This is a genomic window from Enterobacter cloacae (assembly GCF_013375935.1).
GTDB classification, from domain to species: Bacteria; Pseudomonadota; Gammaproteobacteria; order Enterobacterales; family Enterobacteriaceae; genus Enterobacter; species Enterobacter pasteurii.
Window position 1 is genome coordinate 1,511,863 of the sequence record NZ_CP056117.1, and the last position, 21,401, is coordinate 1,533,263.

37 protein-coding genes are annotated in these 21,401 nt (G+C 51.2%); 31 read left to right on the forward strand and 6 right to left on the reverse strand.

Annotated features, from left to right (window positions below; all coding sequences use genetic code 11):
* Positions 1-9: 9 nt before the first annotated feature.
* From rplV to HWQ14_RS07215, 25 genes are all read left to right on the forward strand, one after another.
* Positions 10-342, forward strand: coding sequence for a 50S ribosomal protein L22 (gene rplV / locus HWQ14_RS07095; protein ID WP_002919773.1), 333 nt, complete (start codon positions 10-12; stop codon positions 340-342).
* A 17-nt stretch (positions 343-359) separates the two neighbouring features.
* A complete protein-coding gene (rpsC, locus tag HWQ14_RS07100; protein ID WP_000529945.1) occupies positions 360-1,061 on the forward strand; it encodes a 30S ribosomal protein S3 in 702 nt (233 codons plus the stop codon).
* Positions 1,062-1,073: 12 nt separating this feature from the next.
* A complete protein-coding gene (rplP, locus tag HWQ14_RS07105; protein WP_002919759.1) occupies positions 1,074-1,484 on the forward strand; it encodes a 50S ribosomal protein L16 in 411 nt (136 codons plus the stop codon).
* On the forward strand, positions 1,484-1,675 hold the full coding sequence (gene rpmC, locus HWQ14_RS07110) for a 50S ribosomal protein L29 (protein ID WP_003863282.1): 192 nt from the start codon (positions 1,484-1,486) through the stop codon (positions 1,673-1,675). Before rplP ends, rpmC begins: the two co-directional genes overlap by 1 nt.
* Positions 1,675-1,929, forward strand: a complete 255-nt coding sequence (rpsQ, locus tag HWQ14_RS07115) for a 30S ribosomal protein S17 (protein ID WP_002438707.1) — start codon at positions 1,675-1,677, stop codon at positions 1,927-1,929. Before rpmC ends, rpsQ begins: the two co-directional genes overlap by 1 nt.
* A 166-nt stretch (positions 1,930-2,095) precedes the next feature.
* On the forward strand, positions 2,096-2,467 hold the full coding sequence (gene rplN / locus HWQ14_RS07120) for a 50S ribosomal protein L14 (RefSeq protein WP_002919748.1): 372 nt from the start codon (positions 2,096-2,098) through the stop codon (positions 2,465-2,467).
* 10 nt (positions 2,468-2,477) lie between these two features.
* Positions 2,478-2,792, forward strand: coding sequence for a 50S ribosomal protein L24 (rplX, locus tag HWQ14_RS07125; RefSeq protein WP_003863287.1), 315 nt, complete (start codon positions 2,478-2,480; stop codon positions 2,790-2,792).
* 14 nt (positions 2,793-2,806) lie between these two features.
* Positions 2,807-3,346, forward strand: coding sequence for a 50S ribosomal protein L5 (gene rplE / locus HWQ14_RS07130; protein ID WP_003863290.1), 540 nt, complete (start codon positions 2,807-2,809; stop codon positions 3,344-3,346).
* 14 nt (positions 3,347-3,360) lie between these two features.
* A complete protein-coding gene (gene rpsN / locus HWQ14_RS07135) occupies positions 3,361-3,666 on the forward strand; it encodes a 30S ribosomal protein S14 (RefSeq protein ID WP_003863291.1) in 306 nt (101 codons plus the stop codon).
* Between the two features lie 30 nt (positions 3,667-3,696).
* Entirely contained in the window at positions 3,697-4,089 is a 393-nt protein-coding gene (gene rpsH / locus HWQ14_RS07140) for a 30S ribosomal protein S8 (protein WP_006178918.1), read from the forward strand.
* Positions 4,090-4,101: 12 nt separating this feature from the next.
* Complete coding sequence (gene rplF, locus HWQ14_RS07145) at positions 4,102-4,635, forward strand: 50S ribosomal protein L6 (RefSeq protein WP_003863296.1); 534 nt, start codon at positions 4,102-4,104, stop codon at positions 4,633-4,635.
* 9 nt (positions 4,636-4,644) lie between these two features.
* Positions 4,645-4,998, forward strand: coding sequence for a 50S ribosomal protein L18 (gene rplR / locus HWQ14_RS07150; RefSeq protein ID WP_003863297.1), 354 nt, complete (start codon positions 4,645-4,647; stop codon positions 4,996-4,998).
* 14 nt (positions 4,999-5,012) lie between these two features.
* A complete protein-coding gene (rpsE, locus tag HWQ14_RS07155) occupies positions 5,013-5,513 on the forward strand; it encodes a 30S ribosomal protein S5 (RefSeq protein ID WP_003863299.1) in 501 nt (166 codons plus the stop codon).
* A gap of 6 nt (positions 5,514-5,519) precedes the next feature.
* Complete coding sequence (gene rpmD / locus HWQ14_RS07160) at positions 5,520-5,699, forward strand: 50S ribosomal protein L30 (protein ID WP_003863301.1); 180 nt, start codon at positions 5,520-5,522, stop codon at positions 5,697-5,699.
* Positions 5,700-5,702: 3 nt separating this feature from the next.
* The gene (rplO, locus tag HWQ14_RS07165) at positions 5,703-6,137 is read left to right on the forward strand and encodes a 50S ribosomal protein L15 (protein ID WP_003863304.1); all 435 of its coding nucleotides are present in this window, start codon (positions 5,703-5,705) and stop codon (positions 6,135-6,137) included.
* A 7-nt stretch (positions 6,138-6,144) separates the two neighbouring features.
* Entirely contained in the window at positions 6,145-7,476 is a 1,332-nt protein-coding gene (gene secY / locus HWQ14_RS07170; protein ID WP_003863305.1) for a preprotein translocase subunit SecY, read from the forward strand.
* Between the two features lie 31 nt (positions 7,477-7,507).
* Positions 7,508-7,624, forward strand: coding sequence for a 50S ribosomal protein L36 (rpmJ, locus tag HWQ14_RS07175; protein ID WP_000868187.1), 117 nt, complete (start codon positions 7,508-7,510; stop codon positions 7,622-7,624).
* A gap of 146 nt (positions 7,625-7,770) precedes the next feature.
* Positions 7,771-8,127 (forward strand): 30S ribosomal protein S13, encoded by a 357-nt coding sequence (rpsM, locus tag HWQ14_RS07180; protein ID WP_003863308.1) that lies wholly within the window; start codon positions 7,771-7,773, stop codon positions 8,125-8,127.
* A 16-nt stretch (positions 8,128-8,143) separates the two neighbouring features.
* On the forward strand, positions 8,144-8,533 hold the full coding sequence (gene rpsK / locus HWQ14_RS07185) for a 30S ribosomal protein S11 (protein WP_003863312.1): 390 nt from the start codon (positions 8,144-8,146) through the stop codon (positions 8,531-8,533).
* Between the two features lie 32 nt (positions 8,534-8,565).
* Positions 8,566-9,186, forward strand: coding sequence for a 30S ribosomal protein S4 (gene rpsD, locus HWQ14_RS07190; protein ID WP_003863314.1), 621 nt, complete (start codon positions 8,566-8,568; stop codon positions 9,184-9,186).
* A 25-nt stretch (positions 9,187-9,211) separates the two neighbouring features.
* Positions 9,212-10,201, forward strand: coding sequence for a DNA-directed RNA polymerase subunit alpha (locus tag HWQ14_RS07195; RefSeq protein ID WP_002919219.1), 990 nt, complete (start codon positions 9,212-9,214; stop codon positions 10,199-10,201).
* 40 nt (positions 10,202-10,241) lie between these two features.
* Positions 10,242-10,625: a 50S ribosomal protein L17 gene (rplQ, locus tag HWQ14_RS07200; RefSeq protein WP_001216368.1), complete on the forward strand. Its 384-nt coding sequence runs from the start codon at positions 10,242-10,244 to the stop codon at positions 10,623-10,625.
* 107 nt (positions 10,626-10,732) lie between these two features.
* Positions 10,733-11,101: a DUF1992 domain-containing protein gene (locus tag HWQ14_RS07205; protein WP_176609346.1), complete on the forward strand. Its 369-nt coding sequence runs from the start codon at positions 10,733-10,735 to the stop codon at positions 11,099-11,101.
* Positions 11,102-11,103: 2 nt separating this feature from the next.
* Positions 11,104-11,529, forward strand: a complete 426-nt coding sequence (gene zntR, locus HWQ14_RS07210; RefSeq protein ID WP_148422744.1) for a Zn(2+)-responsive transcriptional regulator — start codon at positions 11,104-11,106, stop codon at positions 11,527-11,529.
* A 56-nt stretch (positions 11,530-11,585) separates the two neighbouring features.
* A complete protein-coding gene (locus HWQ14_RS07215; protein WP_148422740.1) occupies positions 11,586-11,801 on the forward strand; it encodes an alternative ribosome-rescue factor A in 216 nt (71 codons plus the stop codon).
* Here the strand turns inward: HWQ14_RS07215 and mscL are convergent, their stop codons facing one another.
* From mscL to def, 5 genes are all read right to left on the reverse strand, one after another.
* Positions 11,802-12,215, reverse strand: coding sequence for a large-conductance mechanosensitive channel protein MscL (gene mscL / locus HWQ14_RS07220; RefSeq protein ID WP_148422739.1), 414 nt, complete (start codon positions 12,213-12,215; stop codon positions 11,802-11,804). It lies immediately after the preceding gene.
* Positions 12,216-12,358: 143 nt separating this feature from the next.
* Entirely contained in the window at positions 12,359-13,735 is a 1,377-nt protein-coding gene (trkA, locus tag HWQ14_RS07225; RefSeq protein ID WP_148422738.1) for a Trk system potassium transporter TrkA, read from the reverse strand.
* A gap of 22 nt (positions 13,736-13,757) precedes the next feature.
* A complete protein-coding gene (gene rsmB / locus HWQ14_RS07230; protein WP_176609347.1) occupies positions 13,758-15,044 on the reverse strand; it encodes a 16S rRNA (cytosine(967)-C(5))-methyltransferase RsmB in 1,287 nt (428 codons plus the stop codon).
* A gap of 52 nt (positions 15,045-15,096) precedes the next feature.
* Positions 15,097-16,044, reverse strand: coding sequence for a methionyl-tRNA formyltransferase (gene fmt, locus HWQ14_RS07235; RefSeq protein WP_176609348.1), 948 nt, complete (start codon positions 16,042-16,044; stop codon positions 15,097-15,099).
* Between the two features lie 25 nt (positions 16,045-16,069).
* The gene (gene def, locus HWQ14_RS07240; RefSeq protein WP_006812188.1) at positions 16,070-16,579 is read right to left on the reverse strand and encodes a peptide deformylase; all 510 of its coding nucleotides are present in this window, start codon (positions 16,577-16,579) and stop codon (positions 16,070-16,072) included.
* A gap of 127 nt (positions 16,580-16,706) precedes the next feature.
* On the opposite strand from def, the gene dprA reads away from it, so the two are divergent.
* The 6 genes from dprA to HWQ14_RS07270 are packed head-to-tail and all read left to right on the forward strand — an operon-like array spanning position 16,707 to position 20,490.
* Entirely contained in the window at positions 16,707-17,831 is a 1,125-nt protein-coding gene (gene dprA, locus HWQ14_RS07245) for a DNA-protecting protein DprA (protein ID WP_176609349.1), read from the forward strand.
* Positions 17,803-18,276 (forward strand): DUF494 family protein Smg, encoded by a 474-nt coding sequence (smg, locus tag HWQ14_RS07250; protein ID WP_176609350.1) that lies wholly within the window; start codon positions 17,803-17,805, stop codon positions 18,274-18,276. The genes dprA and smg overlap by 29 nt, the downstream gene beginning before the upstream one ends.
* Before the next feature lie 26 nt (positions 18,277-18,302).
* Positions 18,303-18,857: a DNA topoisomerase family protein gene (locus tag HWQ14_RS07255; protein ID WP_017383725.1), complete on the forward strand. Its 555-nt coding sequence runs from the start codon at positions 18,303-18,305 to the stop codon at positions 18,855-18,857.
* Positions 18,850-19,422: an L-threonylcarbamoyladenylate synthase type 1 TsaC gene (gene tsaC, locus HWQ14_RS07260; RefSeq protein ID WP_148422732.1), complete on the forward strand. Its 573-nt coding sequence runs from the start codon at positions 18,850-18,852 to the stop codon at positions 19,420-19,422. Before HWQ14_RS07255 ends, tsaC begins: the two co-directional genes overlap by 8 nt.
* A gap of 4 nt (positions 19,423-19,426) precedes the next feature.
* Positions 19,427-20,245: a shikimate dehydrogenase gene (gene aroE, locus HWQ14_RS07265; RefSeq protein ID WP_176611164.1), complete on the forward strand. Its 819-nt coding sequence runs from the start codon at positions 19,427-19,429 to the stop codon at positions 20,243-20,245.
* Positions 20,242-20,490: a DUF1488 domain-containing protein gene (locus tag HWQ14_RS07270; RefSeq protein WP_148422731.1), complete on the forward strand. Its 249-nt coding sequence runs from the start codon at positions 20,242-20,244 to the stop codon at positions 20,488-20,490. Before aroE ends, HWQ14_RS07270 begins: the two co-directional genes overlap by 4 nt.
* Here HWQ14_RS07270 and HWQ14_RS07275 read toward each other — a convergent pair.
* Positions 20,466-21,020, reverse strand: coding sequence for a gamma carbonic anhydrase family protein (locus HWQ14_RS07275; RefSeq protein WP_176609351.1), 555 nt, complete (start codon positions 21,018-21,020; stop codon positions 20,466-20,468). The two genes, HWQ14_RS07270 and HWQ14_RS07275, sit on opposite strands and share 25 nt — an antisense overlap.
* Positions 21,021-21,401: the final 381 nt, after the last annotated feature.

A 21,401-nucleotide genomic window follows, 5' to 3' on the forward strand; every position in this document is an offset into this window, starting at 1 on the left:
GAGGAAGAGATGGAAACTTTAGCTCAACATCGCCATGCTCGTTCTTCTGCACAGAAGGTTCGCCTTGTTGCTGACCTGATTCGCGGTAAGAAAGTGTCGCAGGCCCTGGACATCCTGACCTATACCAACAAGAAAGCTGCGGTATTGGTCAAGAAAGTACTGGAATCTGCCATTGCTAACGCTGAACACAACGATGGCGCTGACATCGACGATCTGAAAGTCGCGAAAATTTTCGTAGATGAAGGCCCAAGCATGAAGCGCATTATGCCGCGTGCGAAAGGTCGTGCAGATCGCATCCTGAAGCGCACCAGCCACATTACTGTGGTTGTGTCCGATCGCTGAGACTCTGGAGACTAGCAATGGGTCAGAAAGTACATCCTAATGGTATTCGCCTGGGTATTGTAAAACCATGGAACTCTACCTGGTTTGCGAACACCAAAGAATTCGCTGACAACCTGGACAGCGATTTTAAAGTACGTCAGTACCTGACTAAGGAACTGGCTAAAGCGTCTGTATCTCGTATCGTTATCGAGCGTCCAGCTAAGAGCATCCGTGTGACTATTCACACTGCTCGCCCTGGCATCGTTATCGGTAAGAAAGGCGAAGACGTAGAAAAACTGCGCAAGGTCGTAGCGGATATCGCTGGCGTTCCTGCACAGATCAATATCGCTGAAGTTCGTAAGCCTGAACTGGACGCTAAATTGGTTGCTGACAGCATCACTTCTCAGCTGGAACGTCGTGTTATGTTCCGTCGTGCTATGAAGCGTGCTGTACAGAACGCAATGCGTCTGGGCGCTAAAGGTATCAAAGTTGAAGTTAGCGGCCGTCTGGGCGGCGCGGAAATCGCACGTACCGAATGGTACCGCGAAGGTCGCGTACCGCTGCACACTCTGCGTGCTGACATCGACTACAACACCTCTGAAGCGCACACCACTTACGGTGTAATCGGCGTTAAGGTATGGATCTTCAAAGGTGAGATCCTGGGTGGTATGGCTGCTGTTGAACAACCGGAAAAACCGGCTGCTCAACCTAAAAAGCAGCAGCGTAAAGGCCGTAAATAAGGAGCGTCGCTGATGTTACAACCAAAGCGTACAAAATTCCGTAAAGTGCACAAAGGCCGCAACCGTGGTCTGGCGCAGGGTACGGATGTTAGCTTCGGCACTTTCGGTCTGAAAGCTGTTGGCCGTGGTCGTCTGACTGCACGTCAGATCGAAGCAGCACGTCGTGCAATGACCCGTGCAGTTAAGCGTCAAGGTAAGATCTGGATCCGTGTATTCCCGGACAAACCGATCACCGAGAAGCCACTGGAAGTTCGTATGGGTAAAGGTAAAGGTAACGTGGAGTACTGGGTTGCCTTGATCCAACCGGGCAAAGTCCTTTATGAAATGGACGGTGTTCCGGAAGAGCTGGCCCGTGAAGCCTTCGGCCTGGCAGCAGCGAAACTGCCTATCAAAACCACCTTTGTAACTAAGACGGTGATGTAATGAAAGCAAAAGAGCTGCGTGAAAAAAGCGTTGAAGAGCTGAACGCTGAGCTGCTGAACCTGCTGCGTGAGCAGTTCAACCTGCGTATGCAGGCTGCAAGTGGCCAGCTGCAACAGACTCACCTGCTGAAGCAAGTGCGTCGCAATGTTGCGCGCGTTAAGACTTTACTGACTCAGAAGGCGGGTGCGTAATGACCGATAAAATCCGTACTCTGCAAGGTCGTGTTGTTAGCGATAAAATGGAGAAATCCATTGTTGTAGCTATCGAACGTTTTGTGAAACACCCGATCTACGGTAAATTCATCAAGCGTACGACCAAACTGCACGTACATGACGAGAACAACGAATGTGGTATCGGCGACAAGGTTGAAATCCGTGAATGCCGTCCACTGTCCAAGACTAAGTCCTGGACGCTGGTTCGCGTTGTAGAGAAAGCGGTTCTGTAATAGAGTACGCATTCTCAATACGAATAAACGGCTCAGCGATGAGCCGTTTATTTTTTCTACCCATATTGCAGAAGCGGTGTTATAATGCCGCGCCCTCGATATGGGGCTTTTTAACGGCTCTGATTTTAGAGTCTCAGGTAGTAGTTGACATTAGCGGAGCACTAAAATGATCCAAGAACAGACTATGCTGAACGTCGCCGACAACTCCGGTGCACGTCGCGTAATGTGTATCAAGGTTCTGGGTGGCTCGCACCGTCGCTACGCAGGCGTAGGCGACATCATCAAGATCACCATCAAGGAAGCAATTCCACGTGGTAAGGTCAAAAAAGGTGATGTGCTGAAGGCGGTAGTGGTGCGCACCAAGAAGGGTGTTCGTCGCCCTGACGGTTCTGTCATTCGCTTCGATGGTAATGCATGCGTTATTTTAAACAATAACAGCGAGCAGCCTATCGGCACGCGTATCTTTGGGCCGGTAACTCGTGAACTTCGTACTGAGAAGTTCATGAAAATTATCTCTCTGGCACCAGAAGTACTCTAAGGAGCGAATCATGGCAGCGAAAATCCGTCGTGATGACGAAGTTATCGTGTTAACCGGTAAAGATAAAGGTAAACGCGGTAAAGTAAAAAATGTTCTGTCTTCCGGCAAACTCGTCGTTGAAGGTATCAACCTGGTTAAGAAACATCAGAAGCCGGTTCCGGCCCTGAACCAACCAGGCGGCATCGTTGAAAAAGAAGCTGCTATTCAGGTTTCTAACGTTGCAATCTTCAATGCGGCTACCGGTAAGGCTGACCGTGTAGGCTTTAGATTCGAAGACGGTAAAAAAGTCCGTTTCTTCAAGTCTAACAGCGAAACTATCAAGTAATTTGGAGTAGTACGATGGCGAAACTGCATGATTACTACAAAGACGAAGTAGTTAACAAACTCATGACTGAGTTTAACTACAATTCTGTCATGCAAGTCCCTCGGGTCGAGAAGATCACCCTGAACATGGGTGTTGGTGAAGCGATCGCTGACAAGAAACTGCTGGATAACGCAGCAGCTGACCTGACAGCAATCTCCGGTCAAAAACCGCTGATCACCAAAGCACGCAAATCTGTTGCAGGCTTCAAAATCCGTCAGGGCTATCCGATCGGCTGTAAAGTAACTCTGCGTGGCGAACGCATGTGGGAGTTCCTTGAGCGCCTGATCACTATTGCTGTTCCACGTATCCGTGACTTCCGTGGCTTGTCCGCTAAGTCTTTCGACGGTCGTGGTAACTACAGCATGGGTGTCCGTGAGCAGATCATCTTCCCAGAAATCGACTACGATAAAGTCGACCGCGTGCGTGGTTTGGATATTACCATTACCACTACTGCGAAATCTGATGAAGAAGGCCGTGCTCTGCTGGCTGCCTTTGACTTCCCGTTCCGCAAGTAAGGTAGGGTTACTGAATGGCTAAGCAATCAATGAAAGCACGCGAAGTAAAGCGCGTAGCTTTAGCTGATAAATTCTTCGCTAAACGCGCTGAACTGAAAGCGATCATTTCTGATGTGAACGCTTCCGACGAAGATCGTTGGAATGCGGTTCTCAAGCTGCAGTCTCTGCCGCGTGATTCCAGCCCGTCTCGTCAGCGTAACCGCTGTCGTCAAACAGGTCGTCCACATGGTTATGTGGGCAAGTTTGGGTTGAGCCGTATCAAACTGCGTGAAGCCGCCATGCGCGGTGAAGTACCAGGCTTGAAAAAGGCTAGCTGGTAATTACCAATTGAATCACGGGAGTAAAGACAGATGAGCATGCAAGATCCGATCGCGGATATGCTGACCCGTATCCGTAACGGTCAGGCCGCGAACAAAGTTGCGGTCACCATGCCTTCCGCCAAGCTGAAAGTGGCAATTGCCAACGTGCTGAAGGAAGAAGGTTTTATCGAAGATTTTAAAGTTGAAGGCGACACCAAGCCGGAACTGGAACTTACTCTCAAGTATTTCCAGGGTAAAGCTGTTGTAGAAAGCATTCAGCGTGTCAGCCGCCCAGGCCTGCGCATCTATAAGAAAAAAGATGAGCTGCCAAAAGTTATGGCTGGTCTTGGTATCGCAGTTGTTTCTACCTCTAAAGGTGTTATGACTGATCGTGCAGCGCGCCAGGCTGGTCTTGGTGGCGAAATTATCTGCTACGTAGCCTAATCGGAGGAAAGAATGTCTCGTGTTGCTAAAGCACCGGTCGTTATTCCTGCCGGCGTTGATGTAAAAATCGACGGTCAGGTTATTACGATCAAAGGTAAAAACGGCGAGCTGACTCGTACCCTCAACAAAGCTGTTGAAGTTAAACATGCAGATAACGCTCTGACCTTCGGTCCACGTGATGGTTTCGTGGATGGATGGGCTCAGGCTGGTACCGCGCGTGCCCTGCTGAACTCAATGGTTGTTGGTGTTACCGAAGGCTTCACTAAAAAGCTTCAGCTGGTTGGTGTAGGTTATCGTGCAGCTATCAAAGGGAATGCAGTAGGCCTGTCTCTGGGCTTCTCACACCCTGTTGAGCATCCGCTGCCGGCCGGTATCACTGCAGAATGTCCGACTCAAACTGAAATCGTGCTGAAAGGCGCTGATAAGCAGCTGATCGGTCAGGTTGCAGCAGATCTGCGCGCCTACCGTCGTCCTGAGCCTTACAAAGGCAAGGGTGTTCGTTACGCCGACGAAGTCGTGCGTACCAAAGAGGCTAAGAAGAAGTAAGGTAACACTATGGATAAGAAATCTGCTCGTATCCGTCGTGCGACCCGCGCACGCCGCAAGCTCAAAGAGCTGGGTGCAACTCGCCTGGTGGTACATCGTACCCCGCGTCATATTTACGCACAGGTAATTGCACCGAACGGTTCTGAAGTTCTGGTAGCTGCTTCTACTGTAGAAAAAGCTATCTCAGAACAATTGAAGTATACCGGTAACAAAGACGCCGCTGCAGCTGTAGGTAAAGCTGTTGCTGAACGCGCTCTGGAAAAAGGCATCAGCAATGTTTCCTTTGACCGTTCCGGGTTCCAATATCATGGTCGTGTCCAGGCACTGGCAGATGCTGCCCGTGAAGCTGGCCTTCAGTTCTAAGGTAGAGGTGTAAGATGGCTCACATCGAAAAACAGGCTGGCGAACTGCAGGAAAAGCTGATCGCGGTAAACCGCGTATCTAAAACCGTTAAAGGTGGTCGTATTTTCTCCTTCACAGCTCTGACTGTAGTTGGCGATGGTAACGGTCGCGTTGGTTTTGGTTACGGTAAAGCGCGTGAAGTTCCAGCAGCGATCCAGAAAGCGATGGAAAAAGCCCGTCGCAATATGATTAACGTCGCGCTGAACAACGGTACCCTGCAGCACCCAGTTAAGGGTGTTCACACGGGTTCTCGTGTATTCATGCAGCCAGCTTCCGAAGGTACCGGTATCATCGCCGGTGGTGCAATGCGCGCCGTTCTGGAAGTTGCTGGAGTTCATAACGTTCTGGCTAAAGCATATGGTTCCACCAACCCGATCAACGTGGTTCGTGCAACTATTGATGGCCTGGAAAATATGAATTCTCCAGAAATGGTCGCTGCCAAGCGTGGTAAATCCGTTGAAGAAATTCTGGGGTAATTGACCATGGCAAAGACTATTAAAATCACTCAAACCCGCAGTGCAATCGGTCGTCTGCCGAAACACAAGGCAACGCTGCTTGGCCTGGGTCTGCGTCGTATTGGTCATACCGTTGAGCGCGAGGATACTCCTGCTGTTCGTGGTATGGTCAACGCGGTTTACTTCATGGTTAAAGTTGAGGAGTAAGAGATGCGTTTAAATACTCTGTCTCCGGCCGAAGGCTCTAAAAAGGCGGGTAAACGCCTGGGTCGTGGTATCGGTTCTGGCCTCGGCAAAACCGGTGGTCGTGGTCACAAAGGTCAGAACTCTCGTTCTGGCGGTGGCGTACGTCGCGGTTTCGAGGGTGGCCAGATGCCACTGTACCGTCGTCTGCCGAAGTTCGGCTTCACCTCTCGCAAAGCAGCGATCACAGCGGAAATCCGTCTGTCTGACCTGGCGAAAGTTGAAGGCGGCGTTGTAGACCTGAACACGCTGAAAGCAGCAAACATTATCGGTATCCAGATCGAGTTCGCGAAAGTGATCCTGGCTGGTGAAGTTTCTACTCCGGTAACTGTTCGTGGCCTGCGTGTTACTAAAGGTGCTCGTGCTGCTATCGAAGCTGCTGGCGGTAAAATTGAGGAATAAGTAGCAGATGGCTAAGCAACCGGGATTAGATTTTCAAAGTGCCAAAGGTGGATTTGGCGAGCTGAAACGCAGACTGCTGTTTGTAATCGGCGCGCTGATTGTGTTCCGTATTGGCTCTTTTATTCCGATCCCTGGTATTGATGCCGCTGTACTTGCCAAACTGCTTGAGCAACAGCGAGGCACCATCATTGAAATGTTTAACATGTTCTCTGGTGGTGCTCTCAGCCGTGCTTCTATCTTCGCATTGGGTATCATGCCGTACATTTCGGCATCGATTATTATCCAGTTGCTGACGGTCGTTCATCCGGCCCTCGCAGAACTGAAGAAAGAAGGGGAGTCTGGACGTCGTAAGATTAGCCAGTACACCCGTTACGGCACTCTGGTGCTGGCAATATTCCAGTCAATCGGTATTGCTACCGGTTTACCGAATATGCCTGGTATGCAGGGCCTGGTGTTAAACCCAGGCTTTGCATTCTACTTCACCGCTGTTGTAAGTCTGGTCACAGGGACTATGTTCCTGATGTGGCTCGGCGAACAGATTACTGAGCGTGGTATCGGTAACGGTATCTCAATCATTATCTTCGCCGGTATCGTTGCGGGTCTCCCGCCGGCCATCGCCCATACTATCGAGCAAGCGCGTCAAGGCGACCTGCACTTCCTCCTGTTGCTGTTGGTTGCAGTATTAGTATTTGCAGTGACGTTCTTTGTTGTCTTCGTTGAACGTGGTCAACGCCGCATTGTGGTGAACTACGCTAAGCGTCAGCAAGGTCGTCGTGTCTATGCTGCACAGAGCACACATTTACCGCTGAAAGTGAATATGGCGGGGGTTATCCCGGCTATCTTCGCTTCCAGTATTATTCTGTTCCCGGCAACCATCGCGTCATGGTTCGGGGGCGGTACTGGTTGGAACTGGCTGACAACAATTTCGCTGTATTTGCAGCCTGGGCAACCACTTTATGTGTTACTCTATGCGTCTGCGATCATCTTCTTCTGTTTCTTCTACACGGCGTTGGTCTTCAACCCGCGTGAAACAGCAGATAACCTGAAGAAGTCCGGTGCATTTGTACCAGGAATTCGTCCGGGAGAGCAAACGGCGAAGTATATCGATAAAGTAATGACTCGCCTGACTTTGGTTGGTGCGCTTTATATTACTTTTATCTGCCTGATCCCGGAGTTCATGCGTGATGCAATGAAAGTACCGTTCTACTTCGGTGGGACCTCACTGCTTATCGTTGTGGTCGTGATTATGGACTTTATGGCTCAAGTGCAAACTCTGATGATGTCCAGTCAGTATGAGTCTGCATTGAAGAAGGCGAACCTGAAAGGCTACGGCCGCTAACTGGTCGCCTGAGAAGTTACGGAGAGTAAAAATGAAAGTTCGTGCTTCCGTCAAGAAATTATGCCGTAACTGCAAAATCGTTAAGCGTGATGGTGTCATCCGTGTGATTTGCAGTGCCGAGCCGAAGCATAAACAGCGCCAAGGCTGATTATTTCGCATATTTTTCTTGCAAAGTTGGGTTGAGCTGGCTAGATTAGCCAGCCAATCTTTTGTATGTCTGTACGTTTCCATTTGAGTATCCTGAAAACGGGCTTTTCAGCATGGTGCGTACATATTAAATAGTAGGAGTGCATAGTGGCCCGTATAGCAGGCATTAACATTCCTGATCAGAAACATGCTGTGATCGCATTAACTTCGATCTACGGCGTCGGCAAGACCCGTTCCAAAGCCATTCTGGCTGCAGCGGGTATCGCTGAAGATGTTAAGATCAGTGAGCTGTCTGAAGAACAAATCGACACGCTGCGTGACGAAGTTGCCAAATTTGTCGTTGAAGGTGATCTGCGCCGTGAAATCAGCATGAGCATCAAGCGCCTGATGGATCTTGGTTGCTATCGCGGTTTGCGTCATCGTCGTGGTCTGCCAGTGCGCGGTCAGCGTACTAAGACCAACGCACGTACCCGTAAGGGTCCGCGCAAACCGATCAAGAAATAATCGGGGTGATTGAATAATGGCAAAGGCACCAGTTCGTGCACGTAAACGTGTAAGAAAACAAGTCTCTGACGGCGTGGCTCATATCCATGCTTCTTTCAACAACACCATCGTTACTATTACTGATCGTCAGGGTAACGCATTGGGTTGGGCAACAGCCGGTGGTTCCGGTTTCCGTGGTTCTCGCAAATCCACTCCGTTCGCAGCTCAGGTTGCAGCAGAGCGTTGCGCTGAAGCCGTAAAAGAATACGGCATCAAGAATCTGGAAGTTATGGTTAAAGGTCCGGGTCCGGGTCGTGAATCTACTGTTCGCGCTCTGAACGCCGCTGGTTTCCGCATCACTAATATTACTGATGTGACTCCGATCCCTCATAACGGTTGTCGTCCGCCGAAAAAACGTCGCGTATAACGCTCGTTTTTTAGGTTAGTTGGAGATAGAAAATGGCAAGATATTTGGGTCCTAAGCTCAAGCTGAGCCGTCGTGAGGGCACCGACTTATTCCTTAAGTCTGGCGTTCGCGCGATCGATACCAAGTGTAAAATTGAACAAGCTCCTGGCCAGCACGGTGCGCGTAAACCGCGTCTGTCTGACTATGGTGTGCAGTTGCGTGAAAAGCAAAAAGTTCGCCGTATCTACGGTGTGCTGGAGCGTCAGTTCCGTAACTACTATAAAGAAGCAGCACGTCTGAAAGGCAACACAGGTGAAAACCTGCTGGCTCTGCTGGAAGGTCGTCTGGACAACGTTGTATACCGTATGGGCTTCGGCGCGACTCGTGCTGAATCACGCCAGCTGGTTAGCCATAAAGCAATCATGGTAAACGGTCGTGTTGTTAACATCGCTTCTTATCAGGTTAAAGCGAATGACGTTGTTAGCATTCGTGAGAAAGCGAAAAAGCAATCTCGCGTGAAAGCCGCTCTGGAGCTGGCTGAGCAGCGTGAAAAGCCAACCTGGCTGGAAGTTGATGCTGGCAAGATGGAAGGTACGTTCAAGCGTCAGCCAGAACGTTCTGATCTGTCTGCGGACATTAACGAACACCTGATCGTCGAGCTTTACTCCAAGTAAAGCTTAGTACCAAAGAGAGGACACAATGCAGGGTTCTGTGACAGAGTTTCTAAAACCGCGCCTGGTAGATATCGAGCAAGTGAGTTCGACGCACGCCAAGGTGACCCTTGAGCCTTTAGAGCGTGGCTTTGGCCATACTCTGGGTAACGCACTGCGCCGTATTCTGCTCTCATCGATGCCGGGTTGCGCGGTGACCGAGGTTGAGATTGATGGTGTACTTCATGAGTACAGCACCAAAGAAGGCGTTCAGGAAGATATCCTTGAAATCCTGCTCAACCTGAAAGGGCTGGCGGTGAGAGTTCAGGGTAAAGATGAAGTTATTCTTACTCTGAATAAATCTGGCATTGGCCCTGTGACTGCAGCCGACATCACCCACGACGGTGATGTTGAAATCGTCAAGCCGCAGCACGTGATCTGCCACCTGACCGATGAGAACGCAGCTATTAGCATGCGTATCAAAGTTCAGCGCGGTCGTGGTTATGTGCCGGCTTCTGCCCGAATTCATTCGGAAGAAGATGAGCGCCCAATCGGCCGTCTGCTGGTCGACGCATGCTACAGCCCTGTAGAGCGTATTGCCTACAATGTTGAAGCAGCGCGTGTAGAACAGCGTACCGACCTGGACAAGCTGGTCATCGAAATGGAAACCAATGGCACAATCGATCCTGAAGAGGCGATTCGTCGTGCGGCAACCATCCTGGCAGAACAACTGGAAGCTTTCGTTGACTTACGTGATGTACGTCAGCCGGAAGTGAAAGAAGAGAAACCAGAATTCGATCCGATCCTGCTGCGCCCTGTTGACGATCTGGAATTGACTGTCCGCTCTGCTAACTGCCTCAAGGCAGAAGCTATCCACTATATCGGTGATCTGGTACAGCGTACCGAGGTTGAGTTGCTGAAAACGCCGAACCTGGGTAAAAAATCTCTTACCGAGATTAAAGACGTGCTGGCTTCACGTGGTTTGTCTCTGGGCATGCGCCTGGAAAACTGGCCACCAGCAAGCATTGCTGACGAGTAACCGGATCACAGGTTAAGGTTTTACTGAGAAGGATAAGGTCATGCGCCATCGTAAGAGTGGTCGTCAACTGAACCGCAACAGCAGCCATCGCCAGGCTATGTTCCGCAACATGGCAGGTTCACTGGTTCGTCATGAAATCATCAAGACGACCCTGCCTAAAGCGAAAGAGCTGCGTCGCGTAGTTGAGCCGCTGATTACTCTTGCCAAGACTGACAGCGTTGCTAATCGTCGTCTGGCATTCGCCCGTACTCGTGATAACGAGATCGTGGCAAAACTGTTTAACGAACTGGGCCCGCGTTTCGCGAGCCGTGCCGGTGGTTACACTCGCATTCTGAAGTGTGGCTTCCGTGCAGGCGACAACGCGCCGATGGCTTACATCGAGCTGGTTGATCGTTCAGAGAAAGCAGAAGCTGCTGCAGAGTAATCTGCAGTAACGTAAAAAAACCCGCTCCGGCGGGTTTTTTTATATCTGTCGAATACCCACTTATCTACAATACCTGTATCAATTTTGTTCATCCCCTGGAGAACATAATGTGGTTGCTTGATCAGTGGGCAGAACGCCATATTCGCGATGCCCAACACAAAGGCGAATTCGATAATCTCCCAGGCTGTGGGAAGCCCTTAGTACTGGATGATGATTCGCACATTGCGCCCGAATTACGGGCCGGTTATCGCTTGCTGAAGAATGCCGGCTGCTTACCGCCTGAACTTCAGCAACGTAATGAAGCGGTTGAGCTTTCAGATTTGCTTAAAGGCATTCATAAGAACGACCCACGATATGCAGAACTCAGCCGCCGGCTGGCGCTCATTGAGCTAAAGCTTCGCCAGGCGGGCATGAATACTGACTTCTTACACGGTGAGTATAGTGAAAGATTGATGCAGAAAATGAATGAGGAGTGATGATGTACCGCATAGGTGAACTCGCGAAACTCGCTAACGTAACGCCGGATACCATCCGCTATTACGAGAAGCAGCAGATGATTGACCATGAGATCAGAACAGAAGGTGGGTTTCGCCTTTATACGGAAAACGATCTTCAGCGCCTTCGTTTTATTCGCTATGCGCGTCAGCTCGGCTTCACGCTGGAATCGATCCGCGAGCTGCTGTCGATCCGTATCGATCCTGAACATCATACCTGTCAGGAATCCAAAAGCATCGTTCAGGCACGTCTGGAAGAAGTTGAAGCTCGTATTCAGGAATTGCAGACTATGCAGCGTTCTCTGCAAAGGTTAAATGATGCGTGCTGCGGTACCGCTCACAGCAGCGTTTATTGCTCTATACTGGAAGCGCTTGAACAGGGCGCCAGTAGTGAAACTCAGGGTTGTTGATTTTTTAGCAGCCAGGGTCTAGACTCCCGCCGTCATTAACTTGCTCAGGAGAAATTATGAGCCGCTATCAGCACACTAAGGGACAAATTAAGGATAACGCCATAGAGGCACTGCTTCACGACCCGCTCTTCAGACAGCGTGTTGAAAAGAATAAAAAAGGAAAAGGAAGTTATCTGCGTAAGGGAAAACATGCACAACGGGGTAACTGGGAGGCCAGTGGCAAGCAAGCGAATCGCTTTTTTACCACTGGCCTTCCTGTTTCGGTCTTCTGATTAAACGCGGTTGTTCTGCTCTTTTAACAGATCGCGAATTTCAGTCAGCAAGACTTCTTCTTTAGATGGTGCTGGCGGAGCAGCAGCCGGTTCTTCTTTTTTACGGTTGAGTCTGTTGATGAGTTTGATGGCCATGAAAATGGCAAACGCTACGATAACGAAATCAAATACGTTCTGAATGAATACGCCATAGTGCATTACAACCGCAGGAATATCGCCCTGAGCTTCCCGAAGCGTGAAGGCAAATTGTTTAAAATCAATACCTCCAATCAACAGTCCCAGCGGCGGCATAATAATGTCTGCTACTAAAGATGAAACGATCTTACCGAACGCTGCACCAATAATGACACCCACTGCCAAATCTACCACATTCCCGCGCATCGCAAATTCGCGAAATTCTTTAATAAAACTCATTATGTTCTCCTTGTGCCAGCTGACGCCTATAAGTTTAACAAATGATTAGCCAAATGCCATTGGGGATAATAATCGTCACGAAAAATAAAAGGCATGGAAATTAAAAGGTTAATAAAAGGGTGCTCTTCTGAGCACCCGATCCATTACAGGAAGAATGGGCTTGGCTGGAATAAACGCTCTACGTCGGTAATAAACTTTTTATCCGTAAGGAACATAATAACGTGATCGCCCTGTTCAATACGTAAATTATCATTGGCGATCATGACATCATTACCGCGGACTACGGCACCAATAATAGTGCCTGGCGGCAGTTTAATTTCGTCGATAGCGCGACCAACGACCCGCGACGTCGTTTCATCCCCGTGGGCGACGGCTTCAATGGCCTCCGCTACGCCGCGGCGAAGTGACGAAACGCCAACAATATCTGCTTTACGAACATGGCTTAGCAGGGCAGAGATGGTGGCCTGCTGCGGTGATATGGCAATATCAATCACGCTTCCCTGTACCAGGTCGACGTAAGCCTTACGCTGGATAAGCACCATCACTTTTTTTGCCCCCATGCGTTTAGCGAGCATCGCGGACATAATATTCGCTTCGTCGTCGTTGGTGACGGCAATAAAAAGATCGACCTGATCGATATGCTCCTCGGCCAGCAACTCCTGATCTGAGGCATCGCCATAAAACACGATCGTATTCTGAAGCTTTTCTGCCAGCTCCGCCGCACGCTGCTGATCTCGCTCGATCAGCTTCACGCTGTAGTCTTTTTCCAGCCGTCTCGCCAGGCCTGCGCCAATATTACCGCCGCCTACAAGCATAATACGCTTATACGGTTTTTCGAGACGCTGTAGTTCACTCATCACTGCGCGGATGTGCTGGGAAGCTGCAATAAAGAAGACCTCATCGCCGGCTTCAACAATGGTGGAACCCTGCGGACGAATGGGTCGGTCGTGACGGAATATGGCCGCAACGCGCGTATCGATATGGGGCATATGCTCGCGCATGGTGGACAGGGCATTACCAATCAGCGGGCCGCCATAATATGCCTTCACGACCGCCAGGCTCACTTTCCCTTCAGCAAAGTTCACCACCTGCAGTGCACCCGGGTATTCAATCAGACGATAAATGCTGTCGATAACCAGCTGTTCTGGCGCAATAAGATGATCGATAGGTACCGCTTCTGAGTTAAACAGCTTTTCCGCATCGCGGACATAGTCTGGGGAGCGAATACGAGCGATACGGTTCGGAGTGTTGAAAAGGGAGTAGGCCACCTGACACGCAACCATATTGGTTTCATCAGAACTGGTTACTGCTACCAGCATATCGGCATCGTCCGCACCCGCTTCGCGAAGGACGCGCGGGTGGGAACCGTGCCCTTGCACAACGCGAAGGTCAAACTTGTCCTGCAAAACGCGCAGCCGATCGCCGTTGGTATCCACAATGGTGATATCGTTGTTTTCACCAACGAGGTTTTCGGCCAGCGTTCCACCAACCTGACCCGCGCCCAGAATGATAATTTTCATCTTTCGTGACCTGTTCTCAACATCACTCTTTGATTAGCTTAGCGTAAAAGAAGCCATCACCCTCTTCTGCACCCGGCAGGTTTTGCAGGCCCGGACGTTCAGGCGTGCCCGTATCGTGCAGGGCAGCGTCAGGGGTACGTTTCAGGAAGGCTGCAATTTGCTGGCTGTTCTCCTCGGGGAGTACAGAGCAGGTTGCATACACCAGCGTTCCGCCGGGTTTGAGATGTGGCCAGATGGCATCCAGGATATCGGATTGCAGCTGTGCCAGTTCGTTAATATCGCCATCGCGACGCAGCCACTTGATATCCGGATGACGACGGATGACGCCGGTTGCAGAGCAGGGGGCGTCCAGCAAAATGCGATCGAACCGGGTTTCACCACACCACTCTGCGGGTTTGCGCCCATCGCCTTGCTTAACCTGCGCCTTCATCCCCAGACGCTTAAGGTTGTCGTAGACGCGTGAAAGGCGCTGCTCATCAACGTCCACGGCCATTACGCTGGCCTGTGGCGCCACTTCGAGGATATGCGTTGTTTTACCGCCTGGCGCAGCGCACAGGTCGAGGATCTGTTCTCCATCCTTCGGTTCAAGCCAGGTCATGCAGCCCTGTGCGGAAGCGTCCTGTACCGTTACCCAGCCCTCTTCAAAACCGGGTAAAGCATGTACTGGCGCGGGAGAGGCTAAACGTACAGCATCAGGATAAGCATCGTGCGTGAAGCCGCCCATTCCTGCTTCCTCCAGCAGGGCCAGCCACGCGTCGCGAGTATGATGGTTACGATTTACGCGCAACCACATCGGCGGACGTTGATTATTGGCTTCAGCAATCTCTTGCCACTTCTGCGGATAGGCCTTTTTAAGGCGTTTGAGCAGCCATTCCGGATGCAGGAAACGCGCTTCACTTTGGGCAAACTCTGCCAGCAGTTCGTCCTGCTGACGCTGGAACTGACGCAGCACGCCGTTGATCAGTCCTTTGAGCTGGGGACGCTTAATCGCAACGGCGCCTTCCACTGTCTCAGCCAGCGCAGCATGAGGTGGAATGCGGGTGTGAAGAAGCTGGTAGAAACCGACCATGATTAAATAATGTACGGTACGTTGCTTGCCGCTCATCGGGCGTGACATCAGCTTATTGATTAACCACTCAAGCTGAGAGAGGGTGCGCAAAACGCCAAAGCAAAGCTCCTGAAGCAGGGCTTTGTCTTTATCGGAGACTTTCTGTTGCAGGGGCGGCAGAACATTACTCAATGACTGGCCCTGCTCGATAACCTGCTCAACGGCCTGAGCCGCCATAGTGCGTAGATTTTGTCTTTTCATAACCGTAAAAATAAAAATGCCCGGAAACACCGGGCCTTAAGAAGAAAGTTGTTCAGGCAAGGCGATTGCCAGGAATAAACCATTCACGACGAGAGTTTAAGAGATCCTGAGCGCTCATTGCCTTTTTACCGGCCGGCTGTAGCGATTCCAGATTCAAAATCCCTTCCGCGGTTGCAACCTGAATACCGTTCTTGCTGGCATCGATAATCGTACCGGGTTCAGCCTTCGTATTGCCGCTTATCACTGAAGCCTTCCAGATTTTTACCGGCTGCTCATCAATCACCATCCAGCTCATCGGCCATGGATTGAAGGCGCGGATGCAGCGTTCAAGCTGGGCCGCTGACAGGGACCAGTCGATCCGGGCTTCTTCTTTACTCAGCTTTTCAGCATAGGTCACCAGCGCGTCGTCCTGAACTTCAGGTTTAGCCGTATTGTCAGCAAGCTGCTGTAACGTCTCAATCAGCCCCTGCGGGCCGAGTTCCGCCAGCTTGTCATACAGCGTGGCGCTGGTATCTTCGGTAGTAATTGGACACGCCAGTTTAAGCAGCATGTCGCCAGTGTCTAAACCTACGTCCATCTTCATAATGGTGACGCCAGTTTCAGCATCACCCGCCCACAGAGAGCGTTGAATTGGCGCCGCGCCGCGCCAGCGCGGTAGCAGGGAACCATGGACGTTAATGCAGCCCAGGCGCGGCATATCAAGTACCGCTTTTGGCAGAATGAGGCCGTAAGCCACAACCACCATCACATCTGCATTCAGGTCAGCCACCAGCTGCTGGTTTTCCTGAGGACGTAATGACGCTGGCTGAAACACCGGTAATCCATGCGCCTCTGCCAGGGCTTTTACCGGACCTGGCATCAGCTTCTTACCGCGGCCAGCCGGACGGTCTGGTTGCGTAAATACGCCAACAATCTGGTGTCCAGACGATAACAGCGCGTCAAGATGACGCGCTGCAAAATCAGGAGTACCCGCGAAGATTATACGTAGTGATGTAGACACGTTATTCCTTGTATCTGGGGGGACGTTATGCGCGAGAGCGCAAACGGTCCAGTTTCTCTACTTTCTGACGAATGCGCTGTTGCTTCAGTGGCGAGAGGTAATCGATAAACAGCTTACCGACCAGGTGGTCCATCTCATGCTGAATGCAAATCGCCAGCAGATCGTCGGCTTCCAGTTCAAATGGGTTGCCGTCGCGGTCCAGTGCGCGGATTTTCACTTTTTCGGCACGCGGCACCAAAGCGCGCTGTTCAGGAATAGACAGGCAGCCTTCCTCAATGCCCGTTTCGCCGCTTTTTTCGAGCAGCTCAGGGTTGATCAGCACCAGACGCTCATCGCGGTTTTCAGAAACGTCGATCACGATAATACGCTTGTGAATGTCTACCTGGGTCGCCGCAAGGCCAATGCCTTCTTCAGCGTACATGGTATCGAACATATCATCGACGATACGCTGAATTTCTGCATTCACTTCTTTAACCGGTTCCGCGACGATGCGAAGGCGCTCGTCAGGAATATGTAACACTTGCAAAACTGCCATAAATTTCCAGAGTCGTGTTCAGGAGTTGATAAGAATATTACTTCTATTCTAGACAAATCCCCGGTCGATTGACAGCATCAGTGACCAATCGCAAAGATTGCTGAGGCTGCTTATGGCAGGGAAAAGGATGACGCCCACAGAGATATGGTTAAGGCTTATAAACATCGGATCGTTATGTGGTGATGCGATGCTGGCAACCGCCCAGCGGCTGCTTCGCCAGACGTGTGTTGATGCCGACGCTGTCAGAGACGCAGGGCTGTCGGCCAAACAGGCCGGAAAGTTTTTTTCATTTAGTGAGGGTGAACTTGAACGTAGCCTTAAATGGCTGGACCAGGCGGAGAATCACCTGCTGACGGCTGATGATCCTCGCTTTCCGCCGTTGTTGCGAACTATCCCCGACTTTCCGGGGGCGCTATTTGTGCGAGGCAGCGTCGACGCGCTCAATAGCGTGCAGCTTGCGGTTGTGGGCAGCCGTGCGCCCTCGTGGTACGGCGAGCGGTGGGGGAAAATTCTGAGTGAACAACTCGCACAATGTGGATTTACCATCACCAGCGGCCTGGCTTGCGGCATCGATGGCGTGGCGCATCACGCGGCGCTGTCGGCAAAAGGGCGAAGTATTGCCGTGCTGGGGAATGGTCTGTTCAGTCTCTACCCGCATCGCCATCAAATGCTGGCTGAGCAACTTATTGCCGCAGAGGGGGCAATCGTCTCTGAATTTTCGCTCTCAACCTCTCCCTGGCCGGGCAACTTTCCCCGGCGTAACCGGATCATCAGTGGGTTAAGCCTGGGCGTGCTGGTGGTAGAGGCCGCGATTCGCAGCGGATCGCTGGTTACCGCAAGGTGCGCGCTGGAGCAGGGGCGGGAGGTCTTTGCGTTACCCGGCCCGATTGGCAACCCCGGCTGCGAAGGCCCGCACTGGCTGATAAAGCAGGGGGCGACGCTGGTTACCTGTAAAGAGGATATCCTGGAAAATTTGCAGTACGGATTGCATTGGCTGCAGGATGAACCTCAAAAGCGACATATTTCATCAGATCAGGAGGCAGTAGCATTGCCATTTCCCAAGCTCCTGGCTAACGTAGGAGATGAGGTAACACCTGTTGACGTTGTCGCTGAACGTGCCGGCCAACCTGTGCCAGTAACGGTAGCACAGCTACTCGAACTGGAGTTAGCAGGGTGGATCGCAGCTGTACCCGGCGGCTATGTCCGATTAAGGAGGGCATGCCATGTTCGACGTACTGATGTATTTGTTTGAGACTTACATCCACAACGAAGCAGAAATGCACGTGGATCAGGACAAATTAACACGGGATCTGACCGACGCAGGTTTTGGGCGGGAAGATATTTATAATGCGTTGATGTGGCTGGATAAGCTGGCTGATTATCAGGACGGCCTCGCCGAACCGATGCAGCTTGCTTCTGACCCATTGTCTGTGCGCATCTATACAGCTGAAGAGTGTGAAAGGCTGGATGCCAGCTGCCGGGGATTTATTTTATTCCTTGAGCAGATTCAGGTGCTAAACCTCGAAACGAGAGAAATGGTGATAGAGCGCGTTATGGCGCTGGATACAGCAGAATTTGAACTGGAAGATCTGAAATGGGTGATCCTGATGGTTCTGTTCAACATTCCAGGCTGTGAAAACGCCTATCAGCAAATGGAAGAATTACTCTTTGAAGTGAATGAAGGTATGCTGCATTAATTCAACGTGCAGCAACAAGAGTTGTTATGGCCAAATCAGCACTCTTCACGGTGCATAAAAACGAGCCCTGCCCACAGTGTGGGGCTGAACTTGTTATACGGTCCGGGAAACACGGTCCGTTTCTCGGTTGTTCACACTATCCGGAATGTGATTATGTTCGTCCCCTGAAAAGCCAGGCGGACGGACATATTGTTAAAATTCTGGAGGGTCAGCTCTGTCCGCTCTGTGGAGGGGAACTTGCGCTGCGGCAGGGACGTTTCGGGATGTTTATCGGATGCAGTCGTTACCCGGAATGTGAACATACGGAACAAATTGATAAGCCAGATGAGACGGCAATTGCCTGCCCTCAGTGCCAGCGTGGGCAACTGGTGCAGCGCCGCTCCCGTTATGGTAAGACCTTCCATTCATGCGATCGCTATCCTGAATGCCAGTTCGTTATCAATTTCAAACCAGTAGCGGGTGTCTGCCCTCATTGCGATTATCCGTTACTTATAGAGAAGAAAACGGCGCAAGGCTTGAAACGCTTTTGCGCCAGTAAACAATGTGGAAAGCCGGTTTCGGCGGATCAAATCAGTGAATAATAACCTGCCATCAGGCTCCATCGCGCAGGCGGTGGAAGTTCTGAAAAAAGAAGAAGTCATCGCCTATCCAACAGAAGCCGTTTTTGGGGTCGGGTGCGATCCTGACAGCGAAGTCGCCGTAAGCCGGTTGCTGGCGCTTAAACAGCGGCCTGTGGAAAAAGGATTGATTTTGATCGCTGCGAATTACGAGCAGCTTAAGCCTTATATTGATGATTCCATGCTGACGCCTGCACAGCGGGAAACCATTTTCTCTGCGTGGCCTGGTCCCGTGACGTTTGTTTTTCCTGCGCAACCGACTACGCCGCGCTGGTTAACGGGCCGTTTCGATTCGCTCGCGGTACGTGTAACCGACCATCCGCTGGTGGTGGAGTTATGTCAGGCGTTTGGCAAACCGTTGGTTTCAACCAGCGCCAACCTGACCGGTCTTCCTCCTTGCCGTACTACGGAAGACGTTCTGGCGCAGTTTGGGAATGATTTCCCGGTCGCCGTGGGTGAAACCGGTGGTCGTCTTAACCCGTCGGAAATTCGCGACGCCTTAACCGGCGAACGTTTTCGCCAGGGGTAATATGATGGAAACCTATGCTGTTTTTGGTAATCCGATTGCACACAGCAAGTCGCCTCTGATTCATCAGCTGTTCGCCGGGCAGTTGCAGATAGATCACCCGTATGGCAGGGTCCTTGCGCCCGTTGATGCATTTATACCGACGCTGAACGCTTTTTTTGATGCTGGCGGTAAAGGTGCGAACGTTACGGTGCCTTTTAAAGAAGAGGCTTTCGGGCGTGCGGATGAACTGACCGAGCGGGCGTCGCTCGCAGGCGCCGTCAATACGCTTAAGCGGCTTGAAGATGGTCGCCTTCTGGGTGATAACACCGATGGCATAGGTTTACTTAGCGATCTGCAAAGACTGTCGTTTATCAAACCAGGCTTTCGGATCTTGCTGATCGGCGCGGGGGGAGCGTCGCGCGGCGTATTGCTTCCTCTCCTTTCACTGGACTGCGCGGTAACAATAACCAACCGTACCTTCTCCAGAGCAGAAGCGCTGGCGACATTGTTCGAACATACGGGCAGCGTAACCGCGGTAGCGCTGGATGATCTCGCGGGGCACGAATTCGATTTGGTCATCAATGCCACTTCCAGCGGTATAAATGGAGAGATCCCGGCAATTCCCGCGAGCCTGATACATTCCCATATCTACGCCTATGACATGTTTTATCAATCAGGAAAGACGCCTTTTCTGACCTGGTGTGAGCAACAGGGTGCAAAACATCTGGCTGATGGCCTCGGTATGCTGGTGGGGCAGGCGGCACATGCGGTGCTGCTGTGGCACGGCGTGTTGCCAGCCGTAGAACCGGTTATCGAAAAGCTGAAACAGGAACTGACAGCGTGAATCAGGCGATTCATTTTCCCGACAGAGAAATCTGGGATGAGAGCAGGCAAGCGGTCTGCTTCCCGGTGCTGGTGCATGGAATGCAGCTGACCTGTGCAATTAAAAGGGACACGCTGCTCCAGCGCTTTGATGGTTCAGATCCGTTGGCGGTGTTTTGCGAAAATCGCTGGGATCTTGAAGAGGAAGCCAGCGATTTAATCCGCGATGGGCAGGAAGACGATCAGGGCTGGGTCTGGTTATCCTGATCCAGATAGTCATTCTTCCATTTTACGTAATTGTTCGCTGAATATTTCAAACCTTCGATTTCCGCCTCTTTTAAGGGGCGGATCTGTTTTACCGGGCTGCCTAAATAGAGATAGCCACTTTCCAGGCGTTTGTTTTGCGGAACAAGGCTTCCAGCACCAATCATGACGTCATCTTCTACCGTCACGCCATCCAGCAAAATCGATCCCATCCCAACGAGAACTCTGTTACCGATCGTGCAGCCGTGGAGCATCACTTTATGGCCGACGGTGACGTCTTCCCCGATGATGAGCGGATTGCCTTCCGGGTTGTAGGACGATTTATGCGTGACGTGCAGTACGCTGCCGTCCTGAATATTGGTGCGTGCACCGATAGCTACATAGTTAACATCGCCGCGGATCGCCACGAGCGGCCAAATGCTGACATCATCGGCCATGCGAACATCACCAATGACCACGCTGCTGGCATCGATCATCACGCGATCGCCTTTCTGTGGGAACAGATCTTTATAGGGACGTAATACTGAAGACATATCTACCTCGATACAGATGAACGCTATAAAGAAGACTTTGATCGTATTCGGGGATCGAGGCAAGGCAAAATGCGTCAATTTTTAAGCGGATCGGGCGGGATTTCAGCGAAAAGCACGGAAAATCATCAGTTGGAAAAAAAGATCTAAAAAGTACTTGTGCTAAAAACTGGGATCCCTATAATGCGCCTCCATCGACACGGCGGATGTGAATCACTTCACAAACAACCCGGTCGGTTGAAGAGAAAAAATCCTGAAATAACGGGTTGACTCTGAAAGAGGAAAGCGTAATATACGCCACCTCGCAACGGTGAGCGAAAGCCACGTTGCACTGCTCTTTAACAATTTATCAGACAATCTGTGTGGGCACTCAAAGTGACATGG

What these genes read in the sequence shown, in the direction of transcription:
- rplV (WP_002919773.1), top strand. Translation starts at nt 10, where the DNA reads ATGGAAACTTTAGCTCAACATCGCCATGCTCGTTCTTCTGCACAGAAG.
- rpsC (WP_000529945.1), top strand. Translation starts at nt 360, where the DNA reads ATGGGTCAGAAAGTACATCCTAATGGTATTCGCCTGGGTATTGTAAAA.
- rplP (WP_002919759.1), top strand. Translation starts at nt 1,074, where the DNA reads ATGTTACAACCAAAGCGTACAAAATTCCGTAAAGTGCACAAAGGCCGC.
- rpmC (WP_003863282.1), top strand. Translation starts at nt 1,484, where the DNA reads ATGAAAGCAAAAGAGCTGCGTGAAAAAAGCGTTGAAGAGCTGAACGCT.
- rpsQ (WP_002438707.1), top strand. Translation starts at nt 1,675, where the DNA reads ATGACCGATAAAATCCGTACTCTGCAAGGTCGTGTTGTTAGCGATAAA.
- rplN (WP_002919748.1), top strand. Translation starts at nt 2,096, where the DNA reads ATGATCCAAGAACAGACTATGCTGAACGTCGCCGACAACTCCGGTGCA.
- rplX (WP_003863287.1), top strand. Translation starts at nt 2,478, where the DNA reads ATGGCAGCGAAAATCCGTCGTGATGACGAAGTTATCGTGTTAACCGGT.
- rplE (WP_003863290.1), top strand. Translation starts at nt 2,807, where the DNA reads ATGGCGAAACTGCATGATTACTACAAAGACGAAGTAGTTAACAAACTC.
- rpsN (WP_003863291.1), top strand. Translation starts at nt 3,361, where the DNA reads ATGGCTAAGCAATCAATGAAAGCACGCGAAGTAAAGCGCGTAGCTTTA.
- rpsH (WP_006178918.1), top strand. Translation starts at nt 3,697, where the DNA reads ATGAGCATGCAAGATCCGATCGCGGATATGCTGACCCGTATCCGTAAC.
- rplF (WP_003863296.1), top strand. Translation starts at nt 4,102, where the DNA reads ATGTCTCGTGTTGCTAAAGCACCGGTCGTTATTCCTGCCGGCGTTGAT.
- rplR (WP_003863297.1), top strand. Translation starts at nt 4,645, where the DNA reads ATGGATAAGAAATCTGCTCGTATCCGTCGTGCGACCCGCGCACGCCGC.
- rpsE (WP_003863299.1), top strand. Translation starts at nt 5,013, where the DNA reads ATGGCTCACATCGAAAAACAGGCTGGCGAACTGCAGGAAAAGCTGATC.
- rpmD (WP_003863301.1), top strand. Translation starts at nt 5,520, where the DNA reads ATGGCAAAGACTATTAAAATCACTCAAACCCGCAGTGCAATCGGTCGT.
- rplO (WP_003863304.1), top strand. Translation starts at nt 5,703, where the DNA reads ATGCGTTTAAATACTCTGTCTCCGGCCGAAGGCTCTAAAAAGGCGGGT.
- secY (WP_003863305.1), top strand. Translation starts at nt 6,145, where the DNA reads ATGGCTAAGCAACCGGGATTAGATTTTCAAAGTGCCAAAGGTGGATTT.
- rpmJ (WP_000868187.1), top strand. Translation starts at nt 7,508, where the DNA reads ATGAAAGTTCGTGCTTCCGTCAAGAAATTATGCCGTAACTGCAAAATC.
- rpsK (WP_003863312.1), top strand. Translation starts at nt 8,144, where the DNA reads ATGGCAAAGGCACCAGTTCGTGCACGTAAACGTGTAAGAAAACAAGTC.
- rpsD (WP_003863314.1), top strand. Translation starts at nt 8,566, where the DNA reads ATGGCAAGATATTTGGGTCCTAAGCTCAAGCTGAGCCGTCGTGAGGGC.
- HWQ14_RS07195 (WP_002919219.1), top strand. Translation starts at nt 9,212, where the DNA reads ATGCAGGGTTCTGTGACAGAGTTTCTAAAACCGCGCCTGGTAGATATC.
- rplQ (WP_001216368.1), top strand. Translation starts at nt 10,242, where the DNA reads ATGCGCCATCGTAAGAGTGGTCGTCAACTGAACCGCAACAGCAGCCAT.
- HWQ14_RS07205 (WP_176609346.1), top strand. Translation starts at nt 10,733, where the DNA reads ATGTGGTTGCTTGATCAGTGGGCAGAACGCCATATTCGCGATGCCCAA.
- zntR (WP_148422744.1), top strand. Translation starts at nt 11,104, where the DNA reads ATGTACCGCATAGGTGAACTCGCGAAACTCGCTAACGTAACGCCGGAT.
- HWQ14_RS07215 (WP_148422740.1), top strand. Translation starts at nt 11,586, where the DNA reads ATGAGCCGCTATCAGCACACTAAGGGACAAATTAAGGATAACGCCATA.
- mscL (WP_148422739.1), bottom strand. Translation starts at nt 12,215, where the DNA reads ATGAGTTTTATTAAAGAATTTCGCGAATTTGCGATGCGCGGGAATGTG.
- trkA (WP_148422738.1), bottom strand. Translation starts at nt 13,735, where the DNA reads ATGAAAATTATCATTCTGGGCGCGGGTCAGGTTGGTGGAACGCTGGCC.
- rsmB (WP_176609347.1), bottom strand. Translation starts at nt 15,044, where the DNA reads ATGAAAAGACAAAATCTACGCACTATGGCGGCTCAGGCCGTTGAGCAG.
- def (WP_006812188.1), bottom strand. Translation starts at nt 16,579, where the DNA reads ATGGCAGTTTTGCAAGTGTTACATATTCCTGACGAGCGCCTTCGCATC.
- dprA (WP_176609349.1), top strand. Translation starts at nt 16,707, where the DNA reads ATGACGCCCACAGAGATATGGTTAAGGCTTATAAACATCGGATCGTTA.
- smg (WP_176609350.1), top strand. Translation starts at nt 17,803, where the DNA reads ATGTTCGACGTACTGATGTATTTGTTTGAGACTTACATCCACAACGAA.
- HWQ14_RS07255 (WP_017383725.1), top strand. Translation starts at nt 18,303, where the DNA reads ATGGCCAAATCAGCACTCTTCACGGTGCATAAAAACGAGCCCTGCCCA.
- aroE (WP_176611164.1), top strand. Translation starts at nt 19,427, where the DNA reads ATGGAAACCTATGCTGTTTTTGGTAATCCGATTGCACACAGCAAGTCG.
- HWQ14_RS07275 (WP_176609351.1), bottom strand. Translation starts at nt 21,020, where the DNA reads ATGTCTTCAGTATTACGTCCCTATAAAGATCTGTTCCCACAGAAAGGC.